We start from the raw sequence: 12,239 nt of genomic DNA on the forward strand, positions 1-12,239 counted from the left end.
GTGCCGACGACGAGAATCGATGGCGCTGAGCCGGATCCACCCCGGTGCGTTGCCGACGTAGTAACTCGTATCGACCTCGACGGCCCCTGAGGGCACTCGACCACACCACTGCGCGTCAGCGCACCGCGCTGGTGCCGGTCAGCGCCTGCCCGATCACCAGTTGATGGACCTCGGACGTGCCCTCGTAGGTGAGGACGGATTCGAGGTTGTTGGCGTGACGGAGCACCGGGTATTCCAGCGTGATTCCGTTGGCGGCCAGAATCGTTCGGCATTCACGTGCGATCTTGATGGCCTCGCGGACGTTGTTGAGCTTGCCGAGTGACACTCGCTCGCCCGGCAGTTCGCCCTTGTCCTTGAGTCGACCCAGATGCAGAGCGAGCAGTTGGCCCTTGCCGAGTTCGAGAGCCATGTTGGCGAGCTTGGCCTGGGTGAGCTGGTAGCCGGCGAGTGGCTTGTCGAACACCGCGCGGGTCTTGGAGTACTCGACGGCCGATTCGATGCAGTCCCGCGCCGCGCCCATCGCGCCGAAGACGATGCCGAAGCGCGCCTCGTTGAGGCAACTCAGGGGTCCGCGCAGACCGCGGGCCTCGGGCAGCATCGCGTCTGCGGGGAGTCGGACGTCGTCGAACACCAACTCGCCGGTGATCGACGCACGCAGCGACAGCTTCTTCTTGACCGTGTTGGCGGTGAATCCCGGTGTGTCGGTGGGGACGACGAATCCGCGGATCTTGTCGTCGGTCTGTGCCCACACCACGGCGACGTCGGCGACGGGTCCGTTGGTGATCCACATCTTGCTGCCGTTGAGGATCCAGTCGTCACCGTCGCGCTTGGCGCGGGTGAGCATGCCGCCGGGGTTCGATCCGTAATCGGCCTCGGTGAGCCCGAAACAGCCGATCAGCGATCCCTCGGCCATCCCCGGAAGCCACTGCTGCTTCTGCTCCTCGGAGCCGTACTTCCAGATGGCGAACATCGCCAGCGACCCCTGCACCGAGACCAGCGAACGGATACCGGAGTCGATCGCTTCGAGCTCGAGGCAGGCCAGGCCGTACGCCGTCGCCGAGGTTCCGGCGCAGCCGTAGCCCTCCAGGTGCATGCCGAGCAGGCCGAGCGAGCCCAGCTCCTTGGCCAGTTCGCGCACCGGAACCGTGCCTTCGTCGAACCAGTCGGCGATGTGCGGCCGGATGCGCTCGTTACCGAACTTGCGGACGGTGTCCCGGATCTGCCGCTCCTCGTCGTCGAGGAGTGAATCGATCGCGAACAGTTCGTCGACGCTCTGGGAGTTGGCCACGGTGCCTCTTTCCGCTGGGGGTTGTCTTCGCAGGTTACCCACGACCCCGCCGGGCGACGCAGGCCGATTAGGGTGGAGGACATGAGTGAGCAGCGCAGCAAGGCAGACAACACCTCCTGGCAGGGCTTTTCCACCAAGGCGGTTCACGCCGGCTACGAGCCGGATCCGCTGACCGGCGCGGTGAACGTGCCGATCTATGCCAGCTCCACCTTCGCCCAGGACGGCGTGGGCGGGATGCGCAGCGGATTCGAGTACGCACGTACCGGCAACCCGACGCGTCGGCCGCTCGAAGCCAATCTCGCGGCCATCGAGTCCGGCACCTACGGGCGCGCGTTCTCCTCGGGCATGGCGGCCACGGACTGCCTGCTGCGCTCGGCGCTGCGTCCCGGTGACCACCTCGTCATCCCCAACGACGCCTACGGCGGCACGTACCGATTGATCGACAAGGTCTTCACGCAGTGGGGCATCGAGTACTCGGTTGCCGCAGTGTCGGACGTCGACGAGGTCCGTGCGGCGATGCGTCCGAACACCAAGCTCGTCTGGGTCGAGACGCCCACCAACCCGCTGCTCAACGTCGGTGACATCGAGGCTCTCTCGGGCGTCGCGCACGAGGGCGGGGCCAAGCTCGTCGTCGACAACACCTTCGCCTCTCCGTATCTGCAGCAGCCGCTGAGCCTCGGTGCCGACGTGGTGCTGCACTCGACCACCAAGTACATCGGCGGACACTCCGATGTGGTGGGCGGCGCACTGGTCACCGACAGCGAAGAACTCGATACGGCGTTCGCGTTCCTGCAGAACGGCGCGGGCGGCGTTCCCGGACCGTTCGACGCATTCCTGACCTTGCGCGGCATCAAGACTCTCGCGTTGCGGATGGAGCGACACAGCGACAACGCCGAGAAGATCGTCGAATTCCTCGACGGCCATCCGGCCATCTCGCAGGTCATCTACCCCGGGCTCGAATCCCACCCGTCCCACGCGGTCGCCGCGAAGCAGATGCGACGCTTCGGCGGAATGGTCTCGGTGCGTCTGGCCGGTGGCAAGCAGGCCGCACTCGACTTCTGCGCGAAGACCGAAATCTTCACTCTCGCCGAATCCTTGGGCGGCGTCGAATCGTTGATCGAACACCCCGGCGCGATGACCCATGCGTCGACGGCCGGTTCGTTGCTCGAGGTGCCCGACGATCTGGTGCGGCTGTCGGTCGGCATCGAGGACGGTGCCGATCTGGTCGGTGACGTCGAGCAAGCGCTGGCATGATCGTCGCACTGATCGACTCGGGCCTGGGGATGCTTCCGACGGCTGCGCGGCTACGACAAGCGCGCCCCGAGCTCGATCTGGTGCTGATGATGGACCCCGACAACGCTCCGTGGGGACCCAAGCCGGACGGTTGGGTCGTCGACCGGGTGGTCGGCACAGCGCAGCATGCAGTCGAACTCGGTGCCGAGGTGGTTGTGCTTCCGTGCAACACCGCCAGTGTGACGGCGCTGAGCCATGTCCGGGCCGCGCTCGGTGACACGATTCCGGTGGTGGGTACCGTCCCGGCGATCAAACCCGCTGCAGCGGTGAGTGATCGGATCGCGATCTGGGCGACGGCGGCCACGACCGCCAGCGCCTATCAGGGGCGTCTGATCGAGCAGTTCGCCTCGCACCGAACGGTGACGAGTGTGGCGTGCCACGGTCTGGCGGATTCGATCGATCGCGGTGATGTTCGCGGGATCGGTGCGGCCATCGCCGCGGCCGTGGCAGCCACGCCCACGGACGTCGACTCGATCGTGCTGGGGTGCACGCACTACCCGCTGGTGTCGGCCGAGATCGTCTCGCAGCTGCCGAGCGGCATCACGATGTTCGACAGCGCAGAGGCAGTGGCCAACCAGACGGTGCGACGCGTCGACGAAGTAGGTTCCAGCGGTTCGGGAACCGGACGTGTATCGGTGTGGTTGAGCGGAATCGAGGGCGGTTTGCCCGCGAGCGCGCAGCGGTACCGCGAAGGACAGCTGCTGCTCGACGGTCTGGGAGCACACCGACTCTGAGTCGTCGGGAATGCGAGACTTTCCGACGCGTTGTCCTTCACTGAGGTAACGGTCGCTGCGGTGGAGGGACAACACATGGTCGACGTGGACGTGCGGGGTAGTGCAGGAAGGACTGCGGTGAGGATGCCGCACCGATACGCCTTCTGGGTGGTCGGTACCGCCTTCATCGTGCTGATGGCGTCCTCGGCAGCACCGTCACCGTTGTACCCGGTCTACCAGCAGTCCTGGGGATTCAGCGCGATCACGCTCACGGTCATCTTCGCCGTGTACGCCCTTGCTCTGCTGCTCACGTTGCTCACCGTCGGTAGTTTGTCGGACCACATCGGGCGTAAACCGATTCTGATCGCGTCGCTGTTGCTGCTGATCGTCGGCCTGGTGTTGTTCATCGTCGCCGACAGCGTGCCGCTTCTCATCGCGGCGCGCGTCGTGCAGGGGATTGCTGCCGGTGCGGCTACGGGTGCGATGAGTGCGGCCATCATCGATCTGCAGCCCAACGTCTCCACCGGGCCGTTGCTCAGCAGTGTGGCCCCATCGTTCGGCCTGGCGGCCGGGGCGCTCGGTGCCGGGTTGCTGGTGCAGTTGGCACCGGCACCGGAGATCCTCGTGTTCGCCCTGTTGATCGGCGCGGCGTCGGTTCTCACGGTGGCACTGCTGTTCGTGCCCGAGACCTCGGCGTTGCGCGGCTTCGATTCCCGGCGTCATCTCGCGTCGACGCTGCTGCCGAGGGCATCGATGCCGAAATCGGTCCGGGCACCCTTCGTCGTCATCGCTCCCGCGCTGTTCGCCACCTGGTCCCTCGGCGGGTTCCATCTCTCGCTGGGGCCGTCGATCATCGGCACCGTCTTCGGTATCGACAACCACATCGTGGGCGGGTTGGAGATCTTCGCACTGTTCGGTTCCGGTTCGATAGCAGCTGCCGTGGTGCGCAACGGATTTCCTCGCCGGGTGATGATGATCGGTGCGTCTGTGCTCGCAATCGGTGTGGCGCTGACCTTGGTTTCGGTCCAGATCGGCTCGATCGGGCTGTACTTCGTCGGTGCTGTCATCGCCGGGTCGGGTTGGGGAGCAACATTTCTCGGCGCGATGCGTACGCTCGGTGCCCTGGTCCCCGCCGCGGAGCGAGGCGGGGTCTTCGCCACGACATTCGTCATCAGCTACCTCGCCTTCAGCGTGCCCGCCGTGGTCGCAGGACTGGCCGTACACCGACTGGGGCTCAGCACGACGGTGGAACTGTACGGAGGATTCGTCATCACGCTCGCGCTGATCTCGGTTCTCGGATTCTCGCTGGCGCAGCGGCGAGATCGGTAGTGCGCCAGAGTCCGTGAGTCTTCCTCTGCCGAGGGTGAGCGAGTACTCCTACCCGATCGGGTAGTTCGGTCGGGTCGTTGGCAGGGTTCCCGCCTCGAGGTGTTCCCACGCGGTGCAGGGCAGTGGAGTGTGTTCACCAGTGAGACGCCGATCACAAAAGAAGGCGTCTTGTCACTCACACTCACCGAGGAGACACCGATGGTCATCGAGCTCAACCAGATCTGGGAATTCCCCATCAAGGAGTTTCACCCGCTGCCGCGCGCCAAGCTGGGAGTCGGCGCCCACGACATGATCGGTGTCGAGGCCAAGGAACTCGGGTTCAAGCGCTCTCTGCTCGTCACCACCGGACTGCGCGGTTCCGGAATCATCGAGGAACTGATCGGCAAGATCGAGTACCAGGGCGTCGAGGTGGTCCTCTACGACAAGGTCGAGTCCAACCCCAAGGACTACAACGTCATGGACGGTGCCGCGCTCTACCAGAAGGAGAAGTGCGACAGCGTCATCTCCGTCGGTGGTGGCTCGAGCCACGACGCAGCCAAGGGCATCCGCGTCGTCGTCGCCCACGACGGCCGCAACATCAACGAGTTCGAGGGCTTCTCCAAGTCCACGAACAAGCAGAACCCGCCGCACATCGCGGTATCCACCACTGCCGGAACAGGGTCGGAGACGTCCTGGGCCTACGTCATCACCGATACCTCGGACATGGAGAAGCCGCACAAGTGGCTGGCCTTCGACGAGGCGTCGACACCGACTCTGGCTTTGGACGATCCGCTGCTGTACTACACCTGCCCCCAGCAGTGGACCGCGTTCTGTGGCTTCGACGTCCTTGCACACGGTGCCGAGCCGTACGTCTCGCGTCTGGATTTCGCGCCGTCGCTGGGTAACGCGATCTACTCGATCGGTCTGGTGTCCAAGCACCTCCGCGAGGCCGTGTACGACCCGGGCAACCTGAAGGCCCGTGAGGGCATGATGAACGCTCAGTACATCGCGACACAGGCGTTCAACTCCGGCGGACTCGGTGTCATCCACTCGATCTCGCACGCGATCAGCGCGTTCTACGACAGCGCCCACGGCCTGAACAACGCCATCGCATTGCCGCGCGTGTGGGAGTACAACCTGCCCTCGCGCTACGAGCGCTATGCCGAAATCGCTGTGGCCATGGGCGTCGACACGAAGAACATGACCACCGTGCAGGCAGCCGATGCTGCCGTGGAAGCCGCCATCAGGCTCGCCAAGGACGTCGGCATTCCCGACAACTTCGGATCGATCCGTTCCGCGACGTACGACAAGAACCGGATGAACACCGGAAAGTACGCGGGTAAGGGCGACGTCATCAAGGGCGACGAGAAGTCGGTTCTGAAGATCTCCGAGCACATCCAGGAGGACTGGTGCACCCCGGGCAACCCCCGTGAGGTCACCGTCGAGTCGATGATTCCCGTCGTTTCTCACGCGATCAACGAGTCGTACTAACCGCCACCCATGTGAGCGGAACTTCGTAGCAGGGTACGAGGTTCCGCTCACATGCGGCGCAGCCGCCTTCCGAAGGGACACACATGACCTCGCTGTCGACAGTGCGTAGCGACGACACCGGCACCGTTCGATTCACCGACGCGGCTCATCTGCAGCGCGCGCTCGGCGAGCAGGACTACATCGCCGACGACGACCTCGCCACCGTGGTGCATCTGGCGACAGCACTCGATCGCCCGCTCCTGCTCGAAGGCCCTGCGGGCGTGGGCAAGACCGAGCTGGCCAAGTCCCTCGCCGCGGCGAGCGGACGCAAGCTGGTTCGGCTGCAGTGCTACGAGGGCCTCGACGACAACCGGGCCCTCTACGAGTGGGACTACGCCAAGCAACTGCTGCACGTGCAGATGCTGCGCGAGCACATCGGTGCGCTCACCCAGCATGTCACCGATATCGACGACGCCTCGAAGATGCTCGCCGCCAAAGACTTCGGTCTCTACTCCGAGCCGTTCCTCGCCGTACGCCCCCTGCTGGAGTCGGTGCTTTCGGAGGAGCCGGTGGTGCTTCTGGTCGACGAGGTCGATCGCACCGAGGAGTCCATGGAGGCGTTGCTGCTCGAGGTTCTGGCGGAGAAGCAGGTGACCATCCCCGAGGTGGGTACGTTCACCGCGCGCAGCGATCCGTGGGTGATATTGACCTCCAACGACACTCGCGAGCTGTCCTCGGCGCTCAAGCGTCGCTGCCTGCACTTTCACCTCGACTACCCGACGGCCTCGCGCGAACGTGAGATCGTCACCGCTCGCGCTCCCGAGGTGCCCGCACACATCGTGGCCGAGATCGTGGCACTGGCAACAGAATTGCGAGAGCTACCGCTCCGCAAGAGCCCGTCCATCTCGGAGGTGATCGACGCGGCCCGCATCGCGTCGGTCCTCGGACACACCGACGACACCCGCAAGTATCTGCTCGCCGCGCTGGTCAAGTACTCCTCGGACATGAAGATCGCGCTGGCCGGACCGGTAGCAGAAACATCCTCTGCAGCAACGTCACTCGGCACGGTCGTCAACACGACCGCGACGGCTTTCCGAGGGCACGGTGGACGCGACAAGGGCGGCATCGGAATACGACGATGACTGCTGTACAGCCGTTCACGCCGTCGGTAGTACTCGATGTGTTGGCAGCAGTCTTCGGCCGGACGCTCAGGCGCTTCGGAGTGGCGGCGTCGCCGGCCGAGGTCATCGAGGTACGACGCGTCCTCGGTCTCCTCGGGGGCCGTGACCTCACGATTCTGCGTGCCGCACTGCGCGCGACGTGTGCCAAGTACGACCACGAACAGCACGGTTTCGATCTCGCCTTCGAGTCGATGTTCGAGGCCCCCATCGACAGTGCTGTGGACGAGCATCGTTCGTCCGTGGGTGCGCAGGTCGCGGGCGGACTTCCGACGGACCTGGACGTGGGAGCGGATCAGGAGGCCGCCAAGTACGCCGAGTACAACGAGCGTGCCGTCGAGATCGGGGATCTGCTCGATGCCCCGGAAGCGGACAAGGGCTTCAACCCCCACAAGGACGACGACGACATCAGCCTCTCGTCCGAGGATCACGATCTGTCGATCGACACCGACGGCGACATGGGACGGCGGGGCGTCACCTACACCGTCGACCTAGAGCGGTCCGGATCCACGGCGGCAGGGGAGTTGGCGTCGAGCACCAGTGGAGCGGTTGCGGGACAGCTGAACTGGGAAGATCCGGCGAGCATCCTGGCGTGGTTCGATGCCTACGATCCGAGTGGCGTCTACGGCGACGGGGATGATTACGGTCCGCTGAGTGCAGCGATGCTCGACCGCATCACCGATGCCGTCGAAGCCTTCGTCGCAGCGCTGGGGGATCTGACCGGGACGATGTCGTCACCGGCGCCGGACGACGGTGCCGCGCAGGCGATCGGCCGGCACGCCGAGATCGAGCGCGCGAGTCACGAAGTGCTCAAACACATGCGGGGCACTCCTCGCCCTCGGCCGCGCGAACATTCACGCGGCCCGCTCGACATGCGGCGCACAGTCCGGTCCAGTCTGCGTACCGACGGCATCCCCTTCCGTCTGGTGACGAAAACTCCTGTACCCGGCAGGGTTCGACTGCTGGTGTTGGCGGACGTGTCGTTGTCGGTTCGGCCCATCACCGCGTTCACGTTGAGGCTCGCGCAAGCCATGCATGCGCGCGCACACCGATGCACGGTGATGGGGTTCGTCGACGCACCGGTGGACGTGACGACCACCCTGCTCGGCAGCACCGGCGACGGCGCACTCGCTGCCGTGCTCGCCGATGCGCGACTGGACCTGGAAGCGAGCAGCGATTACGGCAGAACCTTTGCGGACCTGTTGGACTCGCACGGGGACGTGCTGGACAAGCGGACGGCCGTGATCGTCGTGGGGGACGGCCGGTGCAACGGACGCCCGTCCGGACTCGAAGCGTTGGAGAAAATTCGGTCCAAGGTCCATCGGATCGCGTGGATCACCCCCGAAGCTCGTCGCTACTGGGCGCAGGCAGCGTGCTCGATGGAGGAGTACGAGCAGATCTGCGACCGGGTCGTGGTTGCGAGGGACGGGGAACAGCTGACTGCGCAGGCAGCCGAACTGGGGCATGCGCTGTCGTGACCTGACCGAGTGCACCGTGGACCTACCCGATCGGGTAGGTCCCAACCTGGCCGGGCGCTGGTGGGATCGAACCGGCCACGCCCGTAAGGTTGTAACCTGAATCACAGGTCCGGATATTTTCGGACCGAAGGACAGCGAGGGTGAGAACGGTGGACCAGGCAGCTACTGCGGACGTCGGCAAGGCGCTGCACGACCTCGATGCCCAGCGCAGCCGGACCGAGGCACCTCGAGTTCTCAAGTTCCATGCACCCGAGATCGTGTTCGGTCCGGATTCTCTGGGGGAGGTCGCGCACGCGACACGTCGTCTCGGTGGGGTACGGCCGATGCTCGTCACCGACTCGGGGTTGCTCGACAGTGGCTGGGCGGGACAGTTGGTCGACCTGCTGGTTGCGCAGGGCCTCGAACCCCAGGTCTGGAGTGCGTTGACACCCAACCCCAAGGACTTCGAGATCGAGGCCGGGCATGGCTACTACGCCGACTACGGCTGCGATGTGCTGGTGGCGATCGGCGGAGGATCGGTCATGGATGCGGCCAAGGGGATTGCCATCCTCGCCGGAAACGGTGGCAGAATTCTCGACTACGAGGGCGTCGATCAGGCCACGCGGCCGATTCCGCCTCTGGTGATGGTGCCGACGACCTCCGGCACCGGGGCCGACGTCTCTCAGTTCTGCATCGTCACCGATACGGCACGCTCGACCAAGATCACCATTCTCGGCCGTGCCCTCGTTCCGGACATCACCGTGATCGATCCGATGTTGCTGACCACGATGCCCGAATGGCTCAACGCCGCAACCGGTTTGGATGCCCTCACGCACGGGATCGAGGCATTCGTCTCCCTCGGTCACAACCAGCTCACCGACCATCACGCGCTTCGAGCCATCACCATGGTGATGTCGCAACTGGCCCGCACCATCGACGAACCTACCGACATGGTTGCCCGCGGATCGATGGCGCAGGCAAGTCTGGAAGCAGGTCTGGCGTTCACCAACGCGATCCTCGGTGCCACGCACGCCATGAGCCATCAGGTGGGTGGCCTGCTCGACCTGCCGCACGGGGTGATCAACGGGGTACTGCTGCCACACGTCATCCGCTTCAACGCCGCAGAGGATCCGTTACCGTACGTCGCCATCGCGACGAGCCTCGGACTACCCGAGGGTAGGGCAAGGCCGGAGGAGGCCGCCATGGCCGTCGCGGACCGGGTCGATCGCCTTGCACGTCAGGTCGGTGTCCCTACCGGTCTTGCGCAGATCGGTGTCAGCGAGACCGACTTGGATGTGTTGGCGACCAACGCATTACGGGACGCCTGTATGTCCACCAATCCGCGCTCGGCCACGCACCGCGAAATGGTCGATCTGTTCAGGAGTGCGCTGTGACATCCGGGCCCGACCTGTCGCTGCTGACGGGACTGCGCTCGGGTAAGAACACGTTCTACCCCCAGTATCGCGGCGCGGCAGAACGTCTGGAGCGTGTCGTCTATGCGCTGGAACTGATTTCGCGGGCGCTGGTGCGCACGGTCGACGGTCCGGAAACGCTGGTGTGCGCTGTGGCCGAGGCCGCCCGCGCCCATCTGAGTGCCCGCTGGGTCGTGTTCGCTCTCGCCGACGGCGCTCTCCCGGACGCCGGTCCTCGCCGCCTGGTGCTCGGACCCGACGCCACACCGTTTCTGGTCGACAACGTGGAGGGGCCACCGTTGCCGGACGATGTCGTCGACTGCCTCGAGTCGATTCGAAAGTCGACGTGCGGCGACGGGCAGACCCCGGTGATCTCTGCTCATCACGCGTTCGTGCCGATCGCGTTCGACGGCGGTGTCGTGGGCGCGTTCGCCGCCTGGACAGGAGAGCAGCGGGTGCTCGACGCCACCGACGCCGCGGTGTTGAGCATCCTCGCCAGTCAAACGGCTGTGGCTCTGCAGAATTCGGCGCTCTTTCAGAGTCGGCGGCAGTTGCTCGAGCGCACCGAGAACGCATACGCCCAGGCGAACCGCACAGCGGCCGATCTCGCAGCCCGCAATGCCGAACTGTTGCTGACGCAGCGGCAACTGGGTGCCGCACATCGGCATCAGGTCCTCGACGACGAACGGCACCGCATCGCTCGCGAACTGCACGACAGCGTTACCCAGGCCGTGTTGTCGGCGGGTATGCAGATCGAAGTGTGTCGCAGCGACATCTCGGCCGAGGAGCGTGGGGACAGGTTGGATCTGGCCAAGGATCTGACGCGTCGAGCCGTCGAACAGCTGCGGTCGGCGATCTACGCACTCAATCACCCTCAGGACGCCGATCGGACGTCGCTGCCCGAGATGCTCGAGCAGCTCTCGGTGGTTCACATGCCGGACGAGTTGCAGGTGTCGTTGCGGGTGGAGGGAACTCCGGTCGAGCTCAGCAGCGAATGCGAGCACGCCCTTCTGCGCATCGCCGGTGAGGCACTGTTCAACACTGCGGTGCACGCGCATGCGTCGCGAGCGATTCTCAGACTGACCTACTCGTCCGATCAGGTGCAGTTGTCGATAGCCGACGACGGTGACGGCGATCCGGCCCATCTGCGGATGATGCTGCATCTGTCCGAGTCCACCGACGTCGACGGTCGGCATCGGGGATTGGCGAACATGGCGGCCCGTACCCGTGAACACGGTGGTGTCTTCGAGATCAGACGTGCCCGTACCGGGGGAGTGCGTGTGGCAGCACGCATTCCGTTCCAGAGACAATCCGAGAAGGGCCGAGAACAGTGAGCGTTCCGACGGTACGTACGGGCATGGGGCAGGTGGCCGCACCCACGGTCCGCATCGTGCTGGTCGACGATCATGCGATTCTGCGCGACGGGTTACGGTCGGTGCTCGAACGTGAGTCCGACCTGACGATCGTGGGGGAGGCGTCGACGCGGGAGGAGGGCTTGGCCGTCGTCGCGCGGGTGGAGCCCGACATCGTGCTGATGGACCTCAAGCTCTCGGCCAGCTCGGATTACGAGGGCTTGGCTCTGTGCGCACAACTGGCCAAGGCGCACAACGGGATCGGATTGCTGGTGCTCACGACCTTCCTCGACGACCGACTCGTGGTGGAGGCCGTGCACGCGGGAGCGCGGGGCTACGTGGTCAAGGACGTCGACACCACCGAGTTGGTTCGCGCGATCCGCGCCGTCTCGCGAGGTGAGAGCGCCTTCGACTCGCGGAGCGCCTCGGCCGTCGTTCGTTCTCTCAACGGCACGCCGAGCAGTATCGAGCGCCTGACCGAGCGTGAACTCGAAGTGCTTCGTCTCCTGGCAACGGGATTGTCCAACAACATGATCGGAACCAGACTCTTCATCTCGGCGACAACCGTCAAATTTCACGTCAGCAACATCATGCGCAAGCTCGCGGTGTCGAGACGAGCCGAGGCCGTGTACGCGGCGAGCAAGCAGGGTTTGATCTGAGCGACGACCGATGAGGCACCGAGCGCAAAGTAGACGGCGCTCCGCGTCCTGTTCGGCGCGTTCGGGAGGTGCAGGCTTCGGATAACACACACCAGTGATATCCATGCCG

10 protein-coding genes are annotated in these 12,239 nt (G+C 65.0%); 9 read left to right on the forward strand and 1 reads right to left on the reverse strand.

The genetic code is table 11. From position 1 onward, the window contains the following. Nucleotides 1-115: 115 nt before the first annotated feature. Nucleotides 116-1,288 (reverse strand): acyl-CoA dehydrogenase family protein, encoded by a 1,173-nt coding sequence (locus ABZ677_RS15260; protein WP_358370668.1) that lies wholly within the window; start codon nucleotides 1,286-1,288, stop codon nucleotides 116-118. Between the two features lie 81 nt (nucleotides 1,289-1,369). Here ABZ677_RS15260 and ABZ677_RS15265 point away from each other — a divergent pair, with 81 nt between their 5' ends. From ABZ677_RS15265 to ABZ677_RS15305, 9 genes are all read left to right on the forward strand, one after another. Continuing rightward, a complete protein-coding gene (locus ABZ677_RS15265) occupies nucleotides 1,370-2,542 on the forward strand; it encodes a cystathionine gamma-synthase (protein ID WP_032376589.1) in 1,173 nt (390 codons plus the stop codon). Further along, nucleotides 2,539-3,315 (forward strand): aspartate/glutamate racemase family protein, encoded by a 777-nt coding sequence (locus ABZ677_RS15270; protein ID WP_358370672.1) that lies wholly within the window; start codon nucleotides 2,539-2,541, stop codon nucleotides 3,313-3,315. Before ABZ677_RS15265 ends, ABZ677_RS15270 begins: the two co-directional genes overlap by 4 nt. A gap of 123 nt (nucleotides 3,316-3,438) precedes the next feature. Then, on the forward strand, nucleotides 3,439-4,623 hold the full coding sequence (locus ABZ677_RS15275; protein WP_358370675.1) for an MFS transporter: 1,185 nt from the start codon (nucleotides 3,439-3,441) through the stop codon (nucleotides 4,621-4,623). 198 nt (nucleotides 4,624-4,821) lie between these two features. Further along, the gene (gene mdo / locus ABZ677_RS15280; RefSeq protein ID WP_032376592.1) at nucleotides 4,822-6,093 is read left to right on the forward strand and encodes an NDMA-dependent methanol dehydrogenase; all 1,272 of its coding nucleotides are present in this window, start codon (nucleotides 4,822-4,824) and stop codon (nucleotides 6,091-6,093) included. Nucleotides 6,094-6,176: 83 nt separating this feature from the next. After that, nucleotides 6,177-7,214: a MoxR family ATPase gene (locus ABZ677_RS15285; RefSeq protein WP_037188459.1), complete on the forward strand. Its 1,038-nt coding sequence runs from the start codon at nucleotides 6,177-6,179 to the stop codon at nucleotides 7,212-7,214. Beyond that, on the forward strand, nucleotides 7,211-8,728 hold the full coding sequence (locus ABZ677_RS15290) for a VWA domain-containing protein (RefSeq protein WP_358370678.1): 1,518 nt from the start codon (nucleotides 7,211-7,213) through the stop codon (nucleotides 8,726-8,728). The genes ABZ677_RS15285 and ABZ677_RS15290 overlap by 4 nt, the downstream gene beginning before the upstream one ends. Before the next feature lie 185 nt (nucleotides 8,729-8,913). Beyond that, nucleotides 8,914-10,101 (forward strand): iron-containing alcohol dehydrogenase, encoded by a 1,188-nt coding sequence (locus tag ABZ677_RS15295; protein WP_256986393.1) that lies wholly within the window; start codon nucleotides 8,914-8,916, stop codon nucleotides 10,099-10,101. Next, a complete protein-coding gene (locus tag ABZ677_RS15300; protein ID WP_037188455.1) occupies nucleotides 10,098-11,453 on the forward strand; it encodes a histidine kinase in 1,356 nt (451 codons plus the stop codon). Before ABZ677_RS15295 ends, ABZ677_RS15300 begins: the two co-directional genes overlap by 4 nt. Nucleotides 11,454-11,476: 23 nt before the next feature. Beyond that, nucleotides 11,477-12,130 carry a response regulator transcription factor gene (locus tag ABZ677_RS15305; protein ID WP_032405004.1) on the forward strand — a complete coding sequence of 218 codons (654 nt, stop codon included), beginning with the start codon at nucleotides 11,477-11,479 and terminating at the stop codon, nucleotides 12,128-12,130. Nucleotides 12,131-12,239: the final 109 nt, after the last annotated feature.

Source organism: Rhodococcus sp. NPDC006774 (genome assembly GCF_040636045.1).
Taxonomy (GTDB): domain Bacteria; phylum Actinomycetota; class Actinomycetes; order Mycobacteriales; family Mycobacteriaceae; genus Rhodococcoides.

Bases quoted from the DNA above. Each gene is read 5' to 3' on its own strand.
- ABZ677_RS15270 (WP_358370672.1), top strand. From the start codon at position 2,539: ATGATCGTCGCACTGATCGACTCGGGCCTGGGGATGCTTCCGACGGCT.
- ABZ677_RS15275 (WP_358370675.1), top strand. From the start codon at position 3,439: ATGCCGCACCGATACGCCTTCTGGGTGGTCGGTACCGCCTTCATCGTG.
- ABZ677_RS15305 (WP_032405004.1), top strand. From the start codon at position 11,477: ATGGGGCAGGTGGCCGCACCCACGGTCCGCATCGTGCTGGTCGACGAT.
- mdo (WP_032376592.1), top strand. From the start codon at position 4,822: ATGGTCATCGAGCTCAACCAGATCTGGGAATTCCCCATCAAGGAGTTT.
- ABZ677_RS15265 (WP_032376589.1), top strand. From the start codon at position 1,370: ATGAGTGAGCAGCGCAGCAAGGCAGACAACACCTCCTGGCAGGGCTTT.
- ABZ677_RS15290 (WP_358370678.1), top strand. From the start codon at position 7,211: ATGACTGCTGTACAGCCGTTCACGCCGTCGGTAGTACTCGATGTGTTG.
- ABZ677_RS15285 (WP_037188459.1), top strand. From the start codon at position 6,177: ATGACCTCGCTGTCGACAGTGCGTAGCGACGACACCGGCACCGTTCGA.